Below are 21,856 nucleotides of genomic sequence, written 5' to 3'. Positions count from 1 at the left end.
ATCTACTCCTTATGCCGCAATGGCGTTCATGATTGCCGGAACGGAGAGCGCATCCAGCGGGATCTCGGCCACCTGCTGACGGTCGCGCATGATGATCACCCGATCCGCATACCCCACCAGCTCCTCCAGCTCCGAGGAGATCACCAGCAGCGCAAGACCGTCGGCGCAGAGGGTTTCGATCAGGCGGATAATTTCCGCGTGCGCTCCTACGTCGATACCGCGGGTCGGCTCGTCGAGGATCAGGAACTGCGGCTTGGTCAGCAGCCAGCGTGACAGCAGCACCTTCTGCTGGTTACCGCCGGAGAGAAATTCGATCGGCTGCTCCGCACTCGGGGTGCGGATGCCCAGCTGGCGAATAAAGCGCTCGGCAATCACATTTTGCTCTTTACGGGGAATGGGACGCAGCCAGCCGCGCTGGGCCTGCAGGGCCAGAATGATGTTCTCGCGCACCGAAGCGGCGGCGATAATACCGTCGGTCTTGCGATCTTCCGGGCAGAAACCGATCCCCAGGCTGGAAGCCTGATGCGGAGAGCGCAGCGTCTGCGGTTTACCTTTGATCAGCGCAGTGCCGCTGTCGGCAGGTTTAATCCCGAAGATCACCTCTGCCGTTTCGGTACGTCCCGACCCTAACAGCCCCGCCAGTCCGACGATTTCGCCCGGGCGCACCTCAAGATCAAAGGGCGCAATGGTGCCTTTCTTGCCGTACCCTTTAAACGCCGCCACCGGCTTCTCGCTGAGCAGCGTCCGGCCCGCACGCTGCAGGGCATTGCTCTCCAGCTCGCGGCCCAGCATCATTTTCACCAGCTCGATTTGCGGCAGCTCCCGGGTTTCGCGACAGCCGACGAAGCCGCCGTTACGCAGGACGGTAATACGGTCGCTCACCTCATACACCTGATCGAGGAAGTGGGTGACAAAAATCAGGCTCACCCCCTGGTCGCGCAGCTGGCGCATCAAGGTGAAGAGCATTTCGACCTCCTGGGTATCCAGGCTGGCGGTAGGTTCATCGAGGATCAGCACTTTTGCCGAGAGATCGATAGCCCGGCAGATGGCGACGATCTGCTGCATCGCCACCGAGAAGAGGTTGAGCGGCTCGCGGACGTCGAGAGAGAAACCGTATGACGCCATCAGTTTTGTGGCGCGGTCTTCCATCTCTTTACGGCGCAGCAGGCCAAAGCGACGTGGCTCGCGGCCGATAAACAGGTTATCCGCCACCGACATATTCGGCAGCAGGTTCACTTCCTGATAGACCGTCCCGATACCCAGTTGCTGGGCATGGGCGGTATTTTTGGGCGATATGGCGTGGCCTTCCAGCCAGATGGTGCCGCGATCGGCATGATAGACACCGGTCAGGGCTTTAATCAGGGTCGATTTTCCGGCGCCGTTTTCACCCAGCAGGGCCATGATCTCGCCACGCCGCAGGCTGAAATCGACGTTATCCAGCGCTTTTACGCCGGGAAAATATTTGCTTAATCCTTCTGTGCGGAGGATTTCCTGGTGTTGGTCTGTGGTCATGGTTCCCCCTGCATCATGTCGGATGGCGCTACGCTTATCCGGCCTACAAAAAGCGAGCCGCAGGCCGGGCAAGCGCAGCGTCGCCCGGCATTTTCAGTCGAGCTTAGTAGCCCATATTTTTCTTCTTCTCTAACTCTTCTGCAGCGGTATCAGGCAGATAGAGCGTGGACTTGGTGATCGTGACTTTCTCTGGCATGGTGCCGTCTTTCTTGAATTTCTCCAGCGCGTCAAAGGCCGGACCTGCCATGTTTGGCGTCAGTTCCACGCTGGCGTTGGCCTCTTTGTCGATCATCGCTTTATAGATATCCGGTACGCCGTCGATAGAGCCGGTCAGGATGTCGGTACCCGGCTTCAGGCCCGCCTCTTTAATCGCCTGGATAGCGCCGATCACCATGTCATCGTTATGGGCGTAAACCATGCAGATGTTCTTGCCGTTGTTCTCAGCTTTGATAAAGCTCTCCATGACCTCTTTCCCCTTACTGCGGGTGAAATCGCCGGATTGAGAACGGATAATCTTGATGTTTGATGCTTTGGAGATGGCATCAGCAAAGCCTTTCTTACGGTCGATGGCCACGCTAGCGCCGACGGTGCCCTGCAGTTCCACCACATTACACGGCTTACCATCCACCTGTTTCACCAGCCATTCACCAATCAATTTGCCTTCCAGCACGTTGTCGGCAGTAACGGTTGTCATATAGAGAGATTTGTCTTTTACATCGATGGAACGATCGAGCAGGAAGACCGGAATTTCGGCATCTTTCGCTTCTTTCAGAACCGGTTCCCAACCCGTCGCCACGACCGGGGCAATGAAGATGGCGTCAACGCCCTGAGCGATAAAAGAGCGTACCGCTTTGATCTGGTTTTCCTGTTTTTGCTGACCATCGGCGATCTTCAGCGTGATGCCGCGTTTTTCGGCCTCACTCTTCGCGACGTTGGTCTCAGCGGCGCGCCAGCCGGACTCTGAGCCGACCTGGGCAAATCCTACGGTTAAGGGGGCGGCCATCGCCATAGACGACATGGCTGCCGAAACTGCTGTGACAAGAAGTAAGCGCTTCCACATAAGTGCGTCCTCGTAGGGTAGTTTATTGTTGGGTAAAAAATGTTCTGCGAAGAGACTATAGACAATGCGAGATGTAACGGAGTGTGTTACATCACACTTCGGAAAAGTGAATAAAACGTTAATCACAAGTTTGTAATCGCTTTCACTGAGCCATTAAAAATGCGGCTGAGTTTATGGATTATCTTGTCATGAGAAAGTGCTGATAATGGTTTTCAGGAACAGGGATTGGCGAAAACAGGCGGAGACATTCCGCGCCAGTTGGCTATAATACTCGCCACTTGATTACCAATCATTTAAAGGACACAGACATGAGCTTACTCAACGTCCCAGCGGGTAAAGAACTGCCGGAAGACATCTACGTAGTTATCGAAATCCCGGCGAACGCTGATCCTATCAAATACGAAATCGACAAAGACACCGGCGCACTGTTCGTTGACCGTTTCATGTCTACCGCGATGTTCTATCCGTGCAACTACGGTTACATCAACCACACCCTGTCTCTGGACGGTGACCCGGTAGACGTGCTGGTCCCAACGCCATATCCACTGCAGCCGGGCTCCGTGATCCGCTGCCGTCCGGTTGGCGTGCTGAAAATGACCGACGAAGCGGGTGAAGATGCGAAACTGGTTGCGGTACCGCACACCAAGCTGAGCAAAGAGTACGATCACATCAAAGATGTGAACGACCTGCCAGAGCTGCTGAAAGCGCAGATCGCCCACTTCTTCGAGCACTACAAAGATCTCGAGAAAGGCAAATGGGTGAAAGTGGAAGGCTGGGACAACGCAGAAGCCGCTAAAGCGGAAATCGTTGCCTCCTTCGAACGCGCTAAGAAGTAATGCTTACTGCGTGAAGAGAGCCCCGACTTGTCGGGGCTTTTTTTTGTCTGTGCGGCCTTTTGCCGGGTGGCGGCTGCGCCTTACCCGGCCTACAAAATCTGTGCGGCCTGAAAAAACAACGCCACCCGAAGGTGGCGTTATTCATATCAGTACTGGTCTCTGTCTAACCAGTTACCGCTTTCAATCAGCGTCAGACCTTCCACCGAACGTTGGTACACGTACATCCATGCACTGCCGTAGGGTGTCTGGATTAACCGGCGAGCATATTCCCCGCCTTTGGTGCGCAAGGCATCAAGTTCGGCCAGCGTGGCATTATCAATACGATAAACCTCACCGTGTACTGCTCCTTCTCCCGGAACGGCGCCTGGATAGTGGCCCAGGCTGTACAGCTGGTAGTTCTCGATACTGTAATCCCCCAGCAACTGGGCGTTAGTCATCCAGTGGCTGTTGCCTTGCTTTGTTCTTAAACTGCCGTAGACAAATATTCGCATTGCTAAAACTCAAACTGATAGAGCAGATCGAGTGCCTGGTCTACGCCAGACACCGCTTCCAGATATAGCTTAGGCATCAGGCGATAGCGTAACGTGAGAGTTGCTAATGAGTCAAAGATCCCCACACCATATTTCACCTGCAGACCCGGCAGTACATAGCCGCTGACCACCACCTGAGAGGAGTCGCCGACCCCCTGGGTGTCCAGCGCCAGATTGCTTACGCCAAACGTCTCGCCGATTTTACCCACAACCTGACCACTTTGTGCAACCCCCAGACCGACTAACATTGAGGTCATCGCCGCGCTGTCGCTCTGATTGCTGTCCAGCCCCTGCCCGCGCAGCAGGTATGAGAGCGCTTCCTGCTGGGACATGGCCGGGTCAGAGAAAATTTCCGCTTTCGGTTCGTCCGCGGTGCCCGTCACGCGCACCCCGGCGATCACATCATTTTCGGTGGCCTCCGGATTACGGATCGCTTCGATATTCAGCAGCGGCTGATCCGGCGGGCCGGAGAAGAGCAGTTCGCCTTTACGCACCATCAAATCCTGGCCGTAGGCGTGGAAACGCCCTTCCGGAATATTGATCTGCCCGTTCAGGCCCAGCCCCTGTTTATCCTGCGCGACTTTCAGATCGCCGGTCAGTCTGGCCTTCAGCCCAAACGCATCCAGGCGCACGTTGTTGCCTACGTGTACGATCAGGTTGCTGTTGATCGGGATAGAGGCGCTCTGTGGCTCTTCCGGCTGGAGGTTGTTGTTGAGCATGACCTCATCGCTGGAGACGCCCACCGCGCTTTCCGGCAGTTCATGCACCACGATACGGGCCCACGGTACATCGACGCGGCCATCAAGGGTGAACAGCTGCGGCGTGGCCTCAAAGACCACATCCGGCGAGACGTCTAAACGCACCATCGGCGGCACGGTGATCCGCACCTTGCTGCCTTTGGCCGCCACCCGGGCGCGCCAGTTATCAAGCTGGCTCCAGTCCGCATCGCCGCTGAGGTTGATCTGCCCTTGCTGGGTACGCACGGTGCCCGTAAGCGTCGAGCTCATACCGTTAAAGTTCATCGCCAGCTGGCTCGGCAGCATATCGAACGGCATAAAGTTGCCGTCGATATCCACCCCGTTCAGCTGCATCTGACCGAACAGCTGTGGGCTCTGGGCGCTGCCCGCGAGCCGCAGGTTGGCATTCAGCATGCCTGCCGCCTTCTCACCGCGGGAGAAGATGGCATTCGCCATCGCCAGGTTAAGGTTGCGGATATTGACGTTGCCCCCCAGGTTGCGCCGTCCTTGCGGATCGGTCACCTGGATCTGGCCGTCCAATTGCCCGTTGTTGGTGAGGCGGATCAGCCAGCCCAGCTCGGCGCGGTTGTTATGCAGATCGGCGGTGAGATTGAGGGTGCTGAAGGCCAGCGGCAGCGGCGCATCGTTCACCACCTGCGTCACTTTCACGTTACGCCCGGCGAGCGTGACGTTGCCCTCCGGCAGCCCCGGTTTGGTGGTATCCCAGGAGACATCCGCCTTGCCGCTGAACACGCCGCTTGCTTGCGTAGTGTCTGGCATGAACGGCTTGAGCATCGCCAGATCGAAGCGGTTAAGGTTGACCACCGCCCGCCCTTCTGCGCCTGCGTCAATGGTCTGCGGCACGCACAGTTCGGCATTCGGGTTGGTCCAGCAGTGCGGCCCGATACTGATCTTCTGTTCTGCGTTGCGGTAATCCAGGGCAATAGCGCGCGATAACGACCACGGCCCCACCGGGGTGGCGAAGCGGGTGTTATCCAGGGTGCCCTTCCAGCGGGTCTCCTGGCGGTCAAAGCTGCCCGCCAGGTGCAGCTGGCCGGAGACCGGTTCACCCTGAATGCGCAGCTGGAGATCGTGCTGTTTCTCGCTGCCTTTGGCTTCCAGGGTCACCTGATTAAGGTTGAGGCCCGGCTGGGAAATGCGATCGACCCGCAGGTTCAGGTGCCCGGCGATCTGATCGGTGGATTTCACGTCGCCATCCACCCGCACCCGGGCGATGGTGAGATCCTGCCAGCGCAGGCCGTTGGCGGTGATATCCGCCAGCAGCTGCGGGGCTTCTACCGTGCCGCGCACCTTCAGCAGTCCTTTCGCGGTTCCGCCCAGCCCCGGCAGGGCATTATCCAGATTCGGCGCGTCGATGGTGGCATCCAGATCGAGATCTTTCACCCCCAGCTCGCCCTTAATATCGGCGGTGTTGCGCCCCAGCGCGACGTGCAGGCCCGGGATGACCCACTGCAGGTAGCTGTTGCCCTTCAGCGAGCCGTTCACATCCACTTTGTTCTGCTTCACGTTGCCGGTGATTTTCAGCTCCGGCACCTCCATCTGCCAGCTACCGCCGTAGAGACTACCGCGGGTTTTAATCAGCCCGTCGAGCTTCGAGGGCCAGTCCGGCACCTCTTTGGCGGTGTTGATCCCGGTGAGCTTCAGCTCCCCGCGCCAGCTGATCGCCTTCTGCCAGTCGAGCAGCGCCGTCAGCTCGGTTTTGCCCTCCAGCGCCGCCACCGTCAGCTTGTCGAGATTGATCTGCTGCTCGTTGCCCTTCGCATCCAGAGTGATGCCGGCAGGCGGCAGCCCCTCCCCTTTCACCGCAGTGCGGAACGACAGGGTGTAATCGGTCATTTTGCCGGTGAGCTTCAGCTTCACGTCATCGGCCTGGTACTGCTTCTCACCGGTAAATGGCCAGTAGAGCTGCTCACTCACCACCTCAAGGTTGAGCGGCAGGCCCGCCTCTGCAAGCCGGGTCTGGCCGCGCAGCACCACGTCAACCGGGCCGGAGAGGTTCACGCCAAACTCCAGCTGTTCGCGCATGGCGCCGCCCACCTTCAGCTTCACCTTCTCGCCTTTAATCGGGTCGATGTTCAGGGTGCTGTTGAGAGTGATATCCACCGGCCAGTTATCCCGCAACAGGGCGTTGCCGGTGGCGTTGACGCTCCCCTGGTTGGTGTCGATATCCAGCGCGTCGAGCTTCATGTTGCCGTCGATGCTGCTCACTTTCAGCAGCATGTTGAAGACCGTCAGATCGGTATCGCCGGTAAGGCGCAGCTGCTCGCCCTTAAACTCTTCAATATTAAGGTTCAGCGGCAGGTGAACGTCGGTCATCTCCGGCAGGACCGGTTTCGAGAAGAGATCCTTCAGGGTTTCGCCCAGCGGCTTCTCTTCCGGCTGCGGGTTCTGAATTTTAGGCTCGACGATCTCTTCCTGGGCCACCTCCGCCACTTTCGGCAGGGCAATCAGCAGCCCTTGCAGAGAAGTCGGGGTCAGGGTCAGGTTTTTCTCCTGCCAGCGCAGGCCGGAGGTGAAGTCCATCACCGACACGGTGGTGTCGTCGATTTTGACGTTGATGTTATTCAGCGCCACCCGGTTAAGCGATATCGGGTATGGCGTGGAGAGATCCAGCGGCCCGCTCTCCTCTTCGGCAACGGGCTCTGACTGTGGCATTTTTTTGGAATCTATCGTCACGAAGACATCTTTTAACGACAGATCGTTAATGCACAGGCTGCTGTCGCGCAGACAGCTGAGCTTCACCGCCAGATGCAGATCCCCGGCGTTGACCGCCACGCCCGGCTGGTCATAGCGGACGTTTTTCAGGTGTAAGTCGCGCCAGCCGCCGGTGACCTGGCCAATCTCCAGCCCCGGCACCCAGCGGTCTGCCGCCTTAAACAGCAGATGCAGCCCGCTGGTGGTCCCCACCAGAAAGGCCACCGCAGCCAGCAGCAGCAGGATAAACAGCAACACGCCGAGGCTGATTTTCTTCCATAAACTCATAATTCCGGCCCCAGACCGATGTAAAACTGTAAACCGTGTTCATCTTTATCGCCCACCGGCACGGCGAAATCGAGCTTGATCGGCCCGACCGGTGACTCCCAGCGCACCCCGACGCCTGCGCCGGTTTTAAAGTCGCTGCGGCGGATATCGCTCACCGCTTCTCCGCTGTCGATAAAGGTCGCGCCCCACCATTTTCCGGTGACGTTGTACTGATACTCCAGCGAGCCGGTAGCCAGCTTCGAGGCCCCGATCAGCTTGCCGTCGTCATCTTTTGGCGCGATGGATTTGTATTTATAGCCACGAATGCTGCGATCGCCCCCGGCGAAGAAGCGCAGATTCGGCGGCACTTTTTCAAAGTCGCCGGTTTCAATCCAGCCCAGGTTGCCACGCACCACAAAGCGGTGACGGTCATAAAAGGTGCGGATCCAGACGTTTTGCGCCTGTACCACGGAGAAATCCACATCCGAGCCCCAGGCGGTATTGGAGTAGTCTATCGAATAGCGCTGGGAATCCCCCCAGTCCGGCATCAGGCCGCCGCGGGAACGGGTCCGGCTGATCATCACCCCCGGATAGAGCAGCATGGTGGTGTTGGTGACGTTGGCCTGGGTAAAGTGGTCGAGGCTCCAGCGCAGGTTGATGGCGCGCTGCCAGCCGCTGGAGAGATCCCAGTAGCGCGACACGGCGAGGGTCGTGGAATCCGCTTCGGTGTCGTTCAGATCGGTACGCTTAAAGCCGCCCTGCACCAGGTAATATTGCTCAAGCGGATTTTTCAGCAGCGGCATTTTATAGCTGAAATCGAGCTGCTGTTCCGGGGCTGAGAGACTGACGTTGCTGGTCAGGCTGTGGCCGTAGGAGTTCATCCACGGCTTTTTCCACGTCGCTTTTACGCGCGGGCCGACGTCAGTGGAGTAGCCCACCCCGGTCTCAATGGTGTTCTCGGTGCGTGGCGATACCACGCCGTGCAGCGGCAGCACTTTGGTCTGTCGCGCTTTATCAAACTCCGGCGCCACCACCACGGAGTTAAACCAGCCGGTAGCTGACAGACGGCGGTTGAGCTCGGCCAGATCTTTCGACTGGTAATAGTCGCCCTCTTTAAAAGGGATCAGATTCTGCAAATACTCATCACGGATCTGCGAGCCTTCGAAGGTCACATCACCAAAGCGGTAGCGTTCTCCGCTGTCGTAGTCGATATCCCAGAATGCCTGATGGCGGTCGAGGGCGATGCCGAGCTGACTTTTATTGAACTGGCTGTCGAAGTAGCCTTTGCGCAGCGCCACCTTCGTCAGATCTTTTTTGAAGCCGTCATAGTCGCTGTGATTGAGCACGGTGCCGTTCTTTGGCCGCGTGTTCAACAGTTCAAGATAGTCCTGATCGGTACGCGCGCCGCCGCGCAGCACCACGTCCGTGCCGCCGATGAGCACCGGAACCCCAGGCTTGACGCGGGCAATCAACACCTGCCGCCCTTTGGCCGGCGGTGGACGCAGTTCGAAGTCGATGGTCGGCTCGTAGTAGCCGAGCGCTTTTAAACCGCCACGGATGGCATCGTCCACGCGAGCGCGAAAGCGACGATCGGGCGTCACTTCGTCGCTCTCAATAGTGGAGAGCTGTGCGCGTACGTTTTTTTCCAGCGCCCCGGATAGCCCCTCAACCTGTAAACGAACGTTCGCCGCGCTGGCGATTCCGCTTGTCAGCAAGAGACTGGCTAAACATAACTGGCGGATTTTTGGCACGTTTTCTCCTGAATATCCTTGTTTCCACCCCTGGAAGCATATGAAGTGCCGCTCCGCAGCAAATCACGGCAAAAGCCCAAAACCCAATACGCGGGTTGAAAAATGGTTAAACACCCTAATATTTCTTATGTTTAAATCTAGACTCATTCACCGCATTTATTGTGTTCAATTAAACGCGTCGTGACAACCTTAACCCAAACATCACCCACCCGGAGGCCACACCGTGAGTTTATTTGATAAAAAGCACCTGGTTGCTCAGGCGGACGCATTACCGGGACGTAACACCCCTATGCCTGTCGCGACTCTCCATGCCGTCAACGGCCACTCTATGACCAACGTCCCGGAAGGGATGGAAATTGCCCTGTTCGCGATGGGTTGTTTCTGGGGCGTGGAGCGCCTCTTCTGGCAACTGCCGGGCGTCTACAGCACCGCGGCAGGCTATACCGGGGGCTATACCCCGAACCCAACCTACCGCGAAGTCTGCTCCGGCCAGACCGGTCACGCCGAGGCGGTACGCGTAGTATATGATCCGAACGTCGTCAGCTACGAACAGCTGCTGCAGGTATTCTGGGAAAACCACGATCCTGCGCAGGGTATGCGTCAGGGCAATGACCACGGTACCCAGTACCGCTCGGCGATCTATCCGCTCACGCCGGAACAGGATGCCGCCGCCCGCGACAGTCTGGCGCGCTTCCAGCAGGCGATGCACGCCGCCGGTGACGATCGCCCGGTGACGACCGAAATCACCAACGCCTTACCGTTCTATTATGCGGAAGATGACCACCAGCAGTATCTGCATAAAAATCCGTACGGCTACTGCGGTATCGGTGGCATTGGTGTCTGCCTGCCGCCGCAGCTGGCATAACAGTAAGCCGGTTTTGCCTGTTGACGAGCAAAACCGGCTCAAAATGCGATCTCTGGCGACTTTACAGCCGTTTACGCTATACTACCCCTCGAAATAACCGGCCTACCGCTTCGGACCGGTGTTCAAAATATCTACACACCTGTATGACCAACTTCCCTCCGAGGATCTGGCGAGAAGCCGGATAAGATATGTTAAACAGTATTTTAGTAATACTTTGTCTCATCGCTGTCAGTGCATTTTTCTCTATTTCAGAAATCTCTCTGGCCGCATCCCGTAAAATTAAACTTAAACTGCTCGCCGATGATGGCGATCTCAATGCCCAACGCGTCCTGAAAATGCAGGAAAACCCGGGGATGTTCTTTACCGTGGTGCAAATCGGCCTCAATGCGGTCGCCATTCTTGGCGGTATTGTGGGTGATGCTGCATTCTCGCCCGCATTCCATAGCGTTTTCTCCCGATACTTCTCCCCTGAGCTTTCCGAGCAGCTGAGCTTCATTCTCTCCTTCTCGCTGGTGACTGGCCTGTTCATTCTCTTTGCCGATTTGACCCCGAAACGCATCGGTATGATTGCGCCAGAAGCTGTGGCTTTGCGCATCATCAACCCGATGCGCTTCTGTCTCTTCGTGTTCCGCCCGCTGGTGTGGTTCTTTAACGGACTGGCCAATACCATTTTCCGTCTGTTTAAACTGCCGATGGTGCGTAAAGATGACATCACCTCTGACGATGTCTACGCGGTATTCGAAGCCGGCGCGCTGGCGGGGGTGCTGCGTAAGCAGGAGCATGAGCTGATCGAGAACGTGTTTGAGCTGGAATCCCGTACCGTGCCGTCATCCATGACCGGACGTGAGAACGTGATCTGGTTCGATCTGCACGAAGATGAGCAGAGCCTGAAGAAAAAGGTGGCGGAACATCCGCACTCCAAGTTCCTGGTCTGTAATGAAGATATCGATCACATCATCGGCTATGTCGACTCCAAAGACCTGCTGAACCGCGTGCTGGCGAACCAGAGCCTGACGCTGAACAGCGGGGTGCAGATCCGCAATACCCTGATTGTCCCGGACACCCTGACGCTCTCCGAAGCGCTGGAAAGTTTCAAAACCGCCGGGGAAGACTTTGCGGTGATCATGAACGAATATGCGCTGGTGGTGGGGATCATCACCCTCAATGATGTCATGACCACCCTGATGGGCGATCTGGTGGGCCAGGGTCTGGAAGAGCAGATTGTGGCGCGCGATGAGAACTCATGGCTGGTGGACGGCGGTACGCCTATCGACGACGTGATGCGCGTGCTGGACATCGACGAGTTCCCGCAGTCGGGCAACTACGAGACCATTGGCGGCTTTATGATGTTTATGCTGCGTAAAATCCCGAAACGCACCGACTCGGTGAAGTTCTCGGGGTATAAGTTCGAGGTGGTGGATATCGACAACTACCGCATCGATCAACTTCTGGTGACGCGCATCGACAACAAACCGACGGTGCTCGTGCCAAAAATGCCGGATGCTGAAGAGAACGCCTCGGCCTAAACCAGAAACATCAACGGCTCCCATCGGGAGCCGTTTCTTTTACTGCATAGCACGTTGGTTAAGCCATCTCAGTTTGCAGACGCATAACCTGACGGTTGACTTCGGACATCACAGAAAAGTGCTGTTTATCCTTCACTTTTGGGACAAGGATCTTGCCCTTATCAAACTCAAAAGCGCCAACGTCCTTGATATACAACCGTCCACGGAACAGGATTTTTACGTATTTAGCTACCTGAAGCGGATTGTAGCGTTGAAAAATTTTCATTCTATTATCTCCTGCGAATCATACGCTCTTGCGGCACCACAATCGGGCCGACCCTCTGGAGCGCAAATTTTGTTGCCCAATGACTATAGACGAGAAAAATGGTGATACCCAGTCTGCATAAGTTTATTTACCTTTTGATGACAAATAATCAGAATATTCTTTGCAATCGTAACTTTCGGGCAGTATAAGCCATCGTTTTTGTGCAGATATGTGCGTTCCCCCTCACTCTGGCACCGGGATTGCGGGTAAAGCGCCGCGATCGCACTTATGATTAAAACATCAGACCAAGTGGTCGGATCACCTGCTAATAAAACAAAAAGGAAAACACCATGACCATACGTAACATCCTGGCAACTGCCTGCCTGATGCTGCCACTGATGGCTTCCGCACATAATTTTGAGAAGGGACAACGTGTGCCACCGGTGGGCATTGCCGACCGGGGAGAATTGATCCTCGACAATAATGAGTTTAGCTACAAAACCTGGAATAGCGCGCAGCTTCCTGGCAAAGTGCGAGTGGTGCTACATATTGCCGGTCGCACCTCGGCAAAAGAGAAAAACGCAACCCTGATTGAAGCGATCAAGTCGGCACATTTACCAAAAGATACTTATCAGACCACTACCGTAGTAAACACCGATGATGCGATACCGGGGTCCGGCATGTTCGTGCGCAGCAGCCTGGAGAGTAATAAAAAGCTCTACCCATGGTCACAGTTCATCGTCGACAGCAACGGCGCAGCCCGCGGCGCCTGGCAACTGGAAGAAGAGAGCTCAGCCGTCGTCGTGCTGGACAAGCAAGGTAAAGTGCAGTGGGCGAAAGACGGGGCGCTGACCCAGGAGGAGGTGCAGCAGGTGGTCGCCCTGCTGCATAAGTTGGTCGGTCAGTAAAGCGAGACCCGGAAGCCTGGATTAAGGAAGGATTCCCGCGGGGTATAGTCGAGCGGCTTGCCCTGCCAGTCGTGAACATGGGCCCCCGCGGCGGCGGCAACGGCATGGCCTGCCGCCGTATCCCAGACGTTGGTTGGCCCAAAGCGGGGATAGAGCTGCGCCTGCCCTTCTGCCACCAGGCAGAACTTCAGCGATGACCCGATCGACGTTGTCTGGTGCTCGCCAAGCTGATGCAGATACTCCTCAAGTTCGTTATCCGAGTGAGAGCGGCTGATCACCACCAGCGGTGGCCGGGCGTCACGCACCTGGATCGGGTTGCGCACGCCGCACTCCTCTTTCCACGCTTTGCCGTCGGCGGCGCTGTACATCACCTTCAGCACCGGGGCGTAGACCACCCCCAGCACTGCTTTGCCTTTATCAATCAGGGCAATATTTACCGTGAATTCACCGTTACGCTTGAGGAACTCTTTGGTGCCGTCCAGCGGATCAACCAGCCAGTAACGCTGCCAGTGCTGACGCTCCTCCCAGGGCTGGGGATCTTCTTCGGAAAGCACAGGGATATCGGGCGTTAACGCCTGCAAGCCTTTCAGGATCACCCCGTGCGCCGCGAGATCGGCTGCGGTCACTGGGGAGTCGTCGATTTTACGGATCGTGTCCATTGGGATCTTGCCATCGTAGACCTGCATAATGGCCTCGCCCGCTTCCCGTGCGAGCTGACAAATTTTATCTAACATTCTCCACCTCTTTGTTATCACAGTGGGTATAACTCTTTGTTTTATTTATATCGCATTGTGAATAAATCCGCTATCTGTGAAGCAATTCCGGTTTCAGGGCCCTTTTTTCTGGCAGGATTCACAATTCTGTAAGCAAAAAAATATAGATACATATTCTTTTGTGGCCTGGATCGAATAAAAGGACTCCTCTGATGATTAAGTTTAGCGCAACGCTCCTGGCGACGCTGATTGCGGCGAGCGTACAGGCAGCGACGGTTGATCTCCGCATTCTGGAAACCACCGACCTGCACAGCAATATGATGGACTTCGACTACTACAAAGACGCCCCGACGGAAAAATTTGGTCTGGTGCGTACCGCAAGCCTGATTAACGCAGCCCGTAGCGAAGTGAAAAACAGCGTCCTGGTCGATAACGGGGACTTAATTCAGGGTAGCCCGCTTGGGGATTACATGGCGGCGAAAGGTCTGAAAAAGGGTGATGTGCATCCGGTCTACAAGGCGCTGAACACCCTGGATTACGCGGTGGGTAACCTGGGTAACCATGAGTTTAACTACGGGCTGGACTATCTGCATATGGCGCTTTCAGGAGCCAAATTCCCGTACGTTAACGCCAATATCATCGACGTTAAGACCCAGAAGCCGCTGTTTACCCCTTATCTGATCAAAGAGACCACCGTGGTCGATCAGGACGGGAAACCGCAGACCCTGAAGATCGGTTATATCGGTTTTGTCCCGCCACAGATCATGACCTGGGATAAGGCCAACCTGAGCGGCAAAGTGACGGTCAATGACATCACCGAAACCGCCCGCAAGTATGTGCCGGAGATGCGCGAGAAAGGCGCCGATCTGGTGGTGGTGGTAGCCCACTCCGGTCTCTCTGCCGATCCATACCAGGCGATGGCGGAAAACTCGGTCTACTACCTCAGCGAAGTCAAAGGGGTGGACGCCATTCTCTTCGGCCACGCCCATGCGGTCTTCCCGGGCAAAGATTTCGCCAGCATTAAAGGGGCTGACATTGCCAAAGGCACCCTGAACGGCGTGCCCGCGGTGATGCCGGGCATGTGGGGGGATCACCTTGGGGTGGTCGATCTGGTGCTGAATAATGACGGCGGTAAATGGCAGGTCACCCAGTCGAAGGCCGAAGCCCGCCCGATCTACGATCTGGCCGCTAAAAAAGCGCTGGTGGGCGAGGATAAAAAGATCGTCGAGGTGCTGAAGCACGATCACGACGTCACCCGTGAGTTTGTCAGCAAACCTATCGGCAAATCTGCCGACAACATGTACAGCTATCTGGCGCTGGTGCAGGACGATCCTACCGTGCAGGTGGTGAACATGGCGCAGAAAGCCTACGTGGAGCGCTATATTCAGGGCGATCCGGATCTGGCGAAACTGCCGGTCCTCTCCGCTGCGGCGCCGTTTAAAGTGGGTGGACGCAAGAACGATCCGGCCAGCTATGTTGAAGTCGAAAAAGGCCAACTGACCTTCCGTAACGCCGCCGATCTCTATCTCTATCCGAACACCCTGGTGGTGGTCAAAGCCACGGGCCAGGAGGTGAAGGAGTGGCTGGAGTGCTCAGCGGGCCAGTTTAACCAGATCGACCCGACCAGCACCAAACCGCAGTCGCTGATTAACTGGGACGGTTTTCGCACCTATAACTTCGATGTGATCGACGGGGTGGAGTACCAGATTGATGTCTCCCAGCCGGCGAAATATGACGGCGAGTGCCAGGTGGTGAATGCCCAGGCCGAACGCATTAAGAACCTGACCTTTAACGGTAAGCCGATTGATCCGAAAGCGACCTTCCTGGTGGCGACCAACAACTACCGCGCTTACGGCGGTAAGTTTGCCGGGACCGGCGACAGCCATATCGCCTTCGCCTCACCGGATGAGAACCGTTCGGTGTTGGCAACGTGGATTGGCGAGCAGTCGAAGAAGAGCGGCGAAATCCATCCGGCAGCAGACAACAACTGGCGTCTGGCCCCTGTTCACAGCGATGTGAAGCTGGATATCCGCTTTGAGACCGCACCAACGGAAAAAGCGGCGGCGTTTATCAAAGAGAAAGCGCAGTACCCGATGCAGCAGGTCGCGACCGATGAGATTGGATTTGCGATTTATCAGTTAAATTTAAGCAGGTAAAAGCACGTTGCCGTTTCGTAGGCCGGGTAAGGCGCAGCCGCCACCCGGCAAGCAGACCGCACAATGCCCGGCGGCGCTGCGCTTGCCGGGCCTACAAAACCCGTTCATTCCGGTTGCTCATCACCTGGGGCAAATTCAGCTCGATCCAGTCGGCCAGCGCCGCTACCTTCTCACTCACCTCTTCCCCCAATGGGGTCAGGCTGTACTCCACGTGCGGGGGCACTACCGGATACGACACACGATTGACAAAGCCATCCTGCTCCAGCGCCTGTAGCGACTGGGCCAGCATCTTCTCGCTCACCCCGCCCATCTTGCGGCGCAGATCGCTAAAGCGATGCGTCCCCTGACGTAATGCCACCAGGATCAGCACGCCCCAGCGGCTGGTCACATGCTTAAGCACATCCCGGGAAGGGCACTGCTCGGCAAAGAGATTGCCGTCGCGCATTTGCTCGCTGAGGGTTGGGTTTGCCATGAGATACTTACCTTTTTGTACGTACTTACTAAAAGTTAGTTTGAGTGATAGTGTGCCACAACATTCACCCGAGACGAAGGATATTCATCATGATCGCAATTACAGGCGCTACCGGCCAGCTTGGCCAACTCGTTATTGAACAGCTGCTGAGAACCGTTCCTGCCAGCCAACTGGTCGCCATTGTACGCAACCCGGCGAAGGCCGAAGCGCTAAGCCGGCAGGGTGTGACCGTGCGTCAGGCCGATTATACCGACCAGGCCGCTTTCACCACCGCACTCGTGGGCGTGGATAAACTGCTGCTGATCTCCTCCAGCGAAGTGGGCCAGCGCGCGCCGCAGCATCAGAACGTCATTAACGCGGCGAAGGCGGCGGGCGTGAAATTTATCGCCTACACCAGCCTGCTGCATGCCGACACTTCCCCGCTGGGCCTGCATGTGGAGCACGTCGCCACCGAAAAAGCGCTGGCCGAATCCGGTATTCCTTTCGCCCTGCTGCGTAACGGCTGGTACACCGAAAACTACCTCGCCAGCGCCCCGCCTGCGCTGGAACACGGCGTGTTTATTGGTGCGGCCGGTGAAGGCAAAATCGCCTCCGCCACCCGCGCCGACTATGCCGCCGCTGCGGCCCGCGTTATCAGCGAAGAGGGTCATGCCGGTAAAGTTTATGAGCTGGCAGGCGACCAGGCGTGGACATTAAGCGAGCTTGCTGCCGAGCTGAGTCGCCAGAGCGGTAAAAACGTGGTCTATCAGAACCTGAGCGAAGCCGATTTTGCCGCCGCGCTGAAGGGAGTGGGTCTGCCGGCAGGTTTGGCGGAGATGCTGGCCGACTCCGATATTGGTGCCTCGAAAGGCGGCCTATTTGATGACAGCCGCACCCTGAGCGCCCTGCTGGGCCGCCCGACCACCACGCTTGCGGAGAGCGTGAAGCACATCCTGTAATTGTTAAAACATGGTTAATTAGTGTGGCATCCCTGCGGGTCATCTCTGATAATGAGACTCTGACCCGCGAGGAGGCTCACCGTGCAAGGCGTACCTGAACAGTTTTTCGATGAGAGAGACAGCGCGCGCTTTCGCCATCTGGCGCAGCTGCCGGGCGTGGAGCTGTATCACGCCCATATCTCCCGCTACGCCTTTGAGCCCCACACCCATGAAGCCTTCGGTATTGGCGCCATAGAAGCCGGTGCCGAACGCTTCCGCTATCGCGGCACGCAATACGTTGCCCCCGTTCACTCCGTCGTCACCATGAATCCCGATGAACTGCATACCGGCGAGGCCGAAACTGCCGACGGCTGGCGCTACCGGATGATCTATCTCGAGCCGGAGCTGCTGGAGGAGGTGACAGGCATCCGCCACTGGTGGTTCAGCGATGTGACCCGCCACGATCCCCGCCGTTCACAGCAGATCTGTCAGCTGATCTACGGCCTGTGGCATACCGACGATCCGCTGGCACAAAAAGGGCTGCTGCTGGATCTTATTGATACCTTCCAGCCGCTGGCGCGCCATGCCCCGGTGCGGCACGAAGGGGCGCATCGCTTCGAGCGCGTGCGCGACTATCTGCATGACAACTATATGCACTCCCTGACCCTCGATGAGCTGGCGCAGGTGGTGTCGCTCAGCCCGTACCATTTCCAGCGCCAGTTCAAAGCCCATTTTCACGTCACACCGCATCAGATGCTGATGGCGATCCGCCTGTGGCGCGCCAAAGCCTTTCTCACCCAGGGACTCCCGGCGGCAGAGGTGGCCGCCGCGACGGGCCTGACCGATCAGTCGCACCTGACCCGGGCCTTTACCCGTCGCTATGGCATTACGCCGGTGCGCTACCAGAAACAGGTAACGCAGCGCTAATGCGCAATCTCATACAATACCGCCCTCTGTTGCCTTTCTACACTGCCAGCAGGTTCAGAGCAGAGGGAGGGAAAAATGATTAGCGGCGTGTTGTATGCCCTGCTTGCAGGGTTAATGTGGGGACTGATTTTTGTCGGGCCGCTGATCGTCCCGGAATACCCGGCGGCGCTACAGTCGATGGGGCGCTATCTGGCGCTGGGGCTGATCGCCCTGCCGATCGCCTGGCTCGGCCGGGCGCGGTTACGCCAGCTGAAAGGCCGGGACTGGCTCACCGCCCTGTCTCTGACGATGATGGGCAACCTGATCTATTACGTCTGCCTGGCAAGCGCGATCCAGCGTACCGGGGCCCCGGTGTCGACCATGATCATCGGCACGCTGCCGGTGGTGATCCCGGTGTTCGCCAACCTGCTCTACAGCCAGCGCGATGGTAAGCTGGCGTGGTCAAAGATGCTCCCGGGGCTGTTTGCCATTGCGCTGGGGCTGGTGTGCGTGAATATCGCCGAGCTGCGTCACGGCGTGGCCGGAGGCAGTGGCTGGCGCTATGTTTCGGGGATCCTGCTGGCGTCGGTGTCGGTGGTCTGCTGGGCATGGTACGCCCTGCGTAACGCCCGCTGGCTGCGGGAAAACCCCGACAAACATCCGATGATGTGGGCCACCGCCCAGGCGCTGGTGACACTGCCGGTCTCGTTACTGGGCTACCTTGCCGCCTGCGCATGGCTGAACGTGCAGCAGCCGGACTTTGCCCTGCCGCTGGGGCCACGGCCATGGGTCTTTCTCGGTCTGATGCTGGCGATTGCCGTCTGCTGCTCATGGGTGGGCGCCCTGTGCTGGAACGTCGCCAGCCAGAAATTACCGACGGTGATCTTAGGGCCGCTGATTGTCTTCGAAACCCTGGCCGGTCTGCTCTATACCTTCCTGATGCGCCAGAGCCTGCCGCCGCTGTTAACCGGCACGGGAATTGTGTTGCTGGTGGTGGGGGTGGTGATTGCGGTAAAAGCAAAGCCGGAAAAAATTTCGGTCGTTCCGGCTTCGGAGCTGTAATTATTGCCCGGCGGCGCTGCGCTTGCCGGGCCTACAAAGTCATGCGTTCCGTAGGCCGGGTAAGCGTTAGCGCCACCCGGCCTCTGTCAGAAGGTTTCCCAGTTGGCGTCGGTGGTCGCCTGTACCGGTTTGGCTTTTGCAGCATAGGTTTTCACCGGCGCAGCCTTAGCCACCGGGCCCTTCGCAATCTTAAATACCGCCACCGCCTCGTTCAGGCGTGCCGCCTGCTCTTCCAGCGCTGCCGCTGCCGCCGCAGACTCCTCCACCAGCGAGGCGTTCTGTTGGGTCACGCGATCCATCTCGGCCACCGCCTGGCCGACCTGATCGATACCCCGGCTTTGCTCATCAGAGGCGGACGCAATTTCGCCCATAATGTCGGTGACGCGGGTTACGGCGCTGACGATCTCCGCCATCGTCTCCCCGGCCTCATTCACCAGCGCGGAACCGGCGCTGACCCGGGCACCCGAGTCGTCAATCAGCCCTTTGATCTCTTTCGCCGCCTGGGCGCTGCGCTGGGCCAGGGTGCGAACTTCCCCTGCCACCACCGCAAATCCGCGTCCCTGCTCCCCGGCACGCGCCGCTTCTACCGCCGCGTTCAGCGCCAGGATGTTGGTCTGGAAGGCGATGCCGTCAATCACGTTGGTGATCTGGGCGATTTTGCTGGAACTGTTGGCGATCTCGTCCATGGTGCGCACCACCCCTTCCACCACGTTTCCGCCTTTTTTGGCGGTGCTTGAGGCATCCAGCGCCAGGCGTGACGCCTGACGGGCATTATCGGCGTTCTGCTTCACGGTGGCGGTCAGCTGTTCCATGCTGGCGGCAGTCTCTTCCAGCGAGGCCGCCTGCTGCTCGGTACGGGAAGAGAGATCGTTGCTGCCTGCGGAGATTTCGCCCGCACCGGTATAAATGGTGTCGGAGCCCTCACGCACCACACCTACGGTGTTCGCCAGCGCCTTCTGCATCTCGTGAACGTTATAGGCCAGCACCGCCATTTCGTTTTTGCCCTGAACGTCAACAGGCTGCGTCAGGTCACCCGCGGCGATAGCGCGAATATGATCGATGACCTCCTGCAGCGGCAGCAGCAGCACACGGCGCATGGCGATCCAACTGGAGACAATCACGGCGATCACCAGAAGCATCATCCCGGAAAGGATCCACAGGATGCGTTTGTAGTCGCTCTCGTTATCTTCGATGCCTTTATCGGTAAGGGCTGCCTGAGCCTGGCGCCATTCACGATAGACTTTCTGCATTGCGGTCTGCTTCTGCTCGGCGTTCTGCTTAAACATATCTTCGAGGTTGCCCTGGGAGAGCAGAAGGTTCATCTGGGTCAGGGTGGCCGAGTAGATGCGGTACTGCTCTTCCAGCTGGCTGGAGAGTTTTTCATCCAGGCCCGGCGTTTCCGGCAGCGCGTAGTATTTGTCGTAATGGGACTGGGCGTCTGCCAGCAGATTTTTTGCCGTGTTGACCAGCTCGTTCAGCTGCCCGCCGTTTATCTGCGAAGCCATGCTGCTTTGCAGGCGCAGCATGCCGCGGTTGAGGGTGACGCGCGCCTGGTTAAGGCTGATCCAGGCGTCGGTGAACTCGGCCACATTCTGGCTGGAAACCTGGGAAACGGTGAAGTTCTCTTTGTCGTTATTAAGCGCATTGATGAAAATGCCGGCGGAGATCAGTTGCATGATCCCGAGCGCCAGCAGCACCGAAATCAGAAGGGTTATCACTTTTATACGTTTAAACATGCGTTGCCTTTTTTATATGCAGGTATTGTCTGACCTGTATCTATCGGCAGGCGCAGCGGGTTGTTTACCGTCTCTGTGCCTTTAAAAAGTTTCTAAACCCGTTTTTTAAATCCATTCATAGAGTTAAATCGGCATTTTTTTGTGATCTGTATCGCTTTTTTACCCCTGCCTATAAAGGGTTATAGCTTCGCCTAAAAGATGCATTTAAAATACATCTTATCAAATAACGATGAGGTAACGACCATGGCCTTCCGCGACCAACCTTTAGGCGAGCTGGCGCTCTCCATCCCACGCGCTTCCGCGCTGTTTCGTAAATACGATATGGATTACTGCTGCGGCGGTAAGCAAACCCTGGCGCGTGCCGCGTCGCGTAAGGAACTGGATCTGGACCTCATCGAAGCAGAACTGGCGAAGCTGGCCGAGCAGCCGCTGGAAAAAGAGTGGCGCAGCGTGGCGCTGGCCGAAATCATCGATCACATCATCGTGCGCTTTCACGATCGCCACCGCGAACAGCTACCGGAGCTGATCCTGCAGGCCACCAAAGTTGAGCGCGTCCATGCTGATAAAGCCTCTGTACCGCGCGGCCTGGCAAAGAACCTGACCCTGCTGCATGAAGAGCTCTCCAGCCATATGATGAAAGAGGAGCAGATCCTGTTCCCGATGATCAAACAGGGAATGGGCAGCCAGGCGATGGGGCCGATCAGCGTGATGGAAAGCGAGCACGACGACGCCGGTGAACTGATTGAGGTGATCAAGCACATCACCCATAACGTGACCCCACCTGCGGATGCCTGCACCACCTGGCGCGCGATGTATAACGGCATTAACGAGATGATCGACGATCTGATGGAGCACATCAGTCTGGAGAATAACGTCCTGTTCCCGCGGGCGCTGGCCGGGGAATAAAAAAGCCCGGTAGCGTTAGCGCTTACCGGGCTTACAA

General features: G+C 57.3%; 18 protein-coding genes. 9 read left to right on the top strand and 9 right to left on the bottom strand.

Going from position 1 to position 21,856, the window contains the following annotated elements; all coding sequences use genetic code 11:
- Positions 1 to 9: 9 nt before the first annotated feature.
- Positions 10 to 1,512: a galactofuranose ABC transporter, ATP-binding protein YtfR gene (ytfR, locus tag ACOKCT_RS04760; protein ID WP_420193198.1), complete on the bottom strand. Its 1,503-nt coding sequence runs from the start codon at positions 1,510 to 1,512 to the stop codon at positions 10 to 12.
- A gap of 103 nt (positions 1,513 to 1,615) precedes the next feature.
- On the bottom strand, positions 1,616 to 2,572 hold the full coding sequence (gene ytfQ / locus ACOKCT_RS04755) for a galactofuranose ABC transporter, galactofuranose-binding protein YtfQ (protein WP_103178007.1): 957 nt from the start codon (positions 2,570 to 2,572) through the stop codon (positions 1,616 to 1,618).
- Positions 2,573 to 2,880: 308 nt separating this feature from the next.
- Between ytfQ and ppa the strand changes: the two genes are divergently transcribed.
- Positions 2,881 to 3,408: an inorganic diphosphatase gene (gene ppa, locus ACOKCT_RS04750; RefSeq protein WP_103178006.1), complete on the top strand. Its 528-nt coding sequence runs from the start codon at positions 2,881 to 2,883 to the stop codon at positions 3,406 to 3,408.
- 146 nt (positions 3,409 to 3,554) lie between these two features.
- Here the strand turns inward: ppa and ACOKCT_RS04745 are convergent, their stop codons facing one another.
- The 3 genes from ACOKCT_RS04745 to tamA are packed head-to-tail and all read right to left on the bottom strand — an operon-like array spanning position 3,555 to position 9,408.
- Positions 3,555 to 3,899: a gamma-glutamylcyclotransferase family protein gene (locus ACOKCT_RS04745; RefSeq protein ID WP_103823030.1), complete on the bottom strand. Its 345-nt coding sequence runs from the start codon at positions 3,897 to 3,899 to the stop codon at positions 3,555 to 3,557.
- Between the two features lie 2 nt (positions 3,900 to 3,901).
- A complete protein-coding gene (gene tamB / locus ACOKCT_RS04740) occupies positions 3,902 to 7,678 on the bottom strand; it encodes an autotransporter assembly complex protein TamB (protein ID WP_220435226.1) in 3,777 nt (1,258 codons plus the stop codon).
- Positions 7,675 to 9,408, bottom strand: a complete 1,734-nt coding sequence (gene tamA / locus ACOKCT_RS04735) for an autotransporter assembly complex protein TamA (RefSeq protein WP_420193197.1) — start codon at positions 9,406 to 9,408, stop codon at positions 7,675 to 7,677. The genes tamB and tamA overlap by 4 nt, the downstream gene beginning before the upstream one ends.
- A gap of 223 nt (positions 9,409 to 9,631) precedes the next feature.
- On the opposite strand from tamA, the gene msrA reads away from it, so the two are divergent.
- Together msrA and ACOKCT_RS04725 are read left to right on the top strand one after the other, a co-directional pair.
- Positions 9,632 to 10,273, top strand: coding sequence for a peptide-methionine (S)-S-oxide reductase MsrA (msrA, locus tag ACOKCT_RS04730; RefSeq protein WP_103178003.1), 642 nt, complete (start codon positions 9,632 to 9,634; stop codon positions 10,271 to 10,273).
- A gap of 188 nt (positions 10,274 to 10,461) precedes the next feature.
- Entirely contained in the window at positions 10,462 to 11,799 is a 1,338-nt protein-coding gene (locus ACOKCT_RS04725) for a hemolysin family protein (protein WP_103178002.1), read from the top strand.
- A 58-nt stretch (positions 11,800 to 11,857) separates the two neighbouring features.
- Here the strand turns inward: ACOKCT_RS04725 and ACOKCT_RS04720 are convergent, their stop codons facing one another.
- Positions 11,858 to 12,064, bottom strand: a complete 207-nt coding sequence (locus ACOKCT_RS04720; protein WP_032616223.1) for a DUF1107 domain-containing protein — start codon at positions 12,062 to 12,064, stop codon at positions 11,858 to 11,860.
- Between the two features lie 329 nt (positions 12,065 to 12,393).
- Between ACOKCT_RS04720 and ACOKCT_RS04715 the strand changes: the two genes are divergently transcribed.
- Positions 12,394 to 12,951, top strand: coding sequence for a YtfJ family protein (locus tag ACOKCT_RS04715; RefSeq protein ID WP_220435225.1), 558 nt, complete (start codon positions 12,394 to 12,396; stop codon positions 12,949 to 12,951).
- Here the strand turns inward: ACOKCT_RS04715 and cysQ are convergent.
- Entirely contained in the window at positions 12,945 to 13,685 is a 741-nt protein-coding gene (gene cysQ / locus ACOKCT_RS04710) for a 3'(2'),5'-bisphosphate nucleotidase CysQ (protein ID WP_114316070.1), read from the bottom strand. The two genes, ACOKCT_RS04715 and cysQ, sit on opposite strands and share 7 nt — an antisense overlap.
- Positions 13,686 to 13,876: 191 nt before the next feature.
- Here cysQ and ACOKCT_RS04705 point away from each other — a divergent pair, with 191 nt between their 5' ends.
- On the top strand, positions 13,877 to 15,820 hold the full coding sequence (locus tag ACOKCT_RS04705; RefSeq protein WP_420193196.1) for a bifunctional 2',3'-cyclic-nucleotide 2'-phosphodiesterase/3'-nucleotidase: 1,944 nt from the start codon (positions 13,877 to 13,879) through the stop codon (positions 15,818 to 15,820).
- A gap of 91 nt (positions 15,821 to 15,911) precedes the next feature.
- Here the strand turns inward: ACOKCT_RS04705 and ACOKCT_RS04700 are convergent, their stop codons facing one another.
- On the bottom strand, positions 15,912 to 16,292 hold the full coding sequence (locus ACOKCT_RS04700; RefSeq protein ID WP_220435223.1) for a winged helix-turn-helix transcriptional regulator: 381 nt from the start codon (positions 16,290 to 16,292) through the stop codon (positions 15,912 to 15,914).
- Between the two features lie 89 nt (positions 16,293 to 16,381).
- Between ACOKCT_RS04700 and ACOKCT_RS04695 the strand changes: the two genes are divergently transcribed.
- From ACOKCT_RS04695 to ACOKCT_RS04685, 3 genes are all read left to right on the top strand, one after another.
- Positions 16,382 to 17,230 (top strand): SDR family oxidoreductase, encoded by an 849-nt coding sequence (locus tag ACOKCT_RS04695; RefSeq protein ID WP_220435222.1) that lies wholly within the window; start codon positions 16,382 to 16,384, stop codon positions 17,228 to 17,230.
- 81 nt (positions 17,231 to 17,311) lie between these two features.
- A complete protein-coding gene (locus tag ACOKCT_RS04690; protein ID WP_220435221.1) occupies positions 17,312 to 18,136 on the top strand; it encodes an AraC family transcriptional regulator in 825 nt (274 codons plus the stop codon).
- A 75-nt stretch (positions 18,137 to 18,211) separates the two neighbouring features.
- Positions 18,212 to 19,177, top strand: coding sequence for a DMT family transporter (locus ACOKCT_RS04685; protein WP_336997266.1), 966 nt, complete (start codon positions 18,212 to 18,214; stop codon positions 19,175 to 19,177).
- An 86-nt stretch (positions 19,178 to 19,263) separates the two neighbouring features.
- On the opposite strand, the gene ACOKCT_RS04680 is transcribed toward ACOKCT_RS04685, so the two are convergent.
- The gene (locus ACOKCT_RS04680) at positions 19,264 to 20,913 is read right to left on the bottom strand and encodes a methyl-accepting chemotaxis protein (RefSeq protein ID WP_159340445.1); all 1,650 of its coding nucleotides are present in this window, start codon (positions 20,911 to 20,913) and stop codon (positions 19,264 to 19,266) included.
- A 243-nt stretch (positions 20,914 to 21,156) separates the two neighbouring features.
- Here ACOKCT_RS04680 and ytfE point away from each other — a divergent pair, with 243 nt between their 5' ends.
- The gene (gene ytfE, locus ACOKCT_RS04675; RefSeq protein ID WP_180210219.1) at positions 21,157 to 21,819 is read left to right on the top strand and encodes an iron-sulfur cluster repair protein YtfE; all 663 of its coding nucleotides are present in this window, start codon (positions 21,157 to 21,159) and stop codon (positions 21,817 to 21,819) included.
- Positions 21,820 to 21,856: the final 37 nt, after the last annotated feature.

The sequence above is a fragment of the Leclercia sp. M-A074-M genome (genome assembly GCF_965195605.1).
Taxonomy (GTDB): Bacteria; Pseudomonadota; Gammaproteobacteria; order Enterobacterales; family Enterobacteriaceae; genus Enterobacter.
Note: the sequence above shows the minus strand (reverse complement) of the source record. Positions and strands in the feature narration are given on the sequence as shown.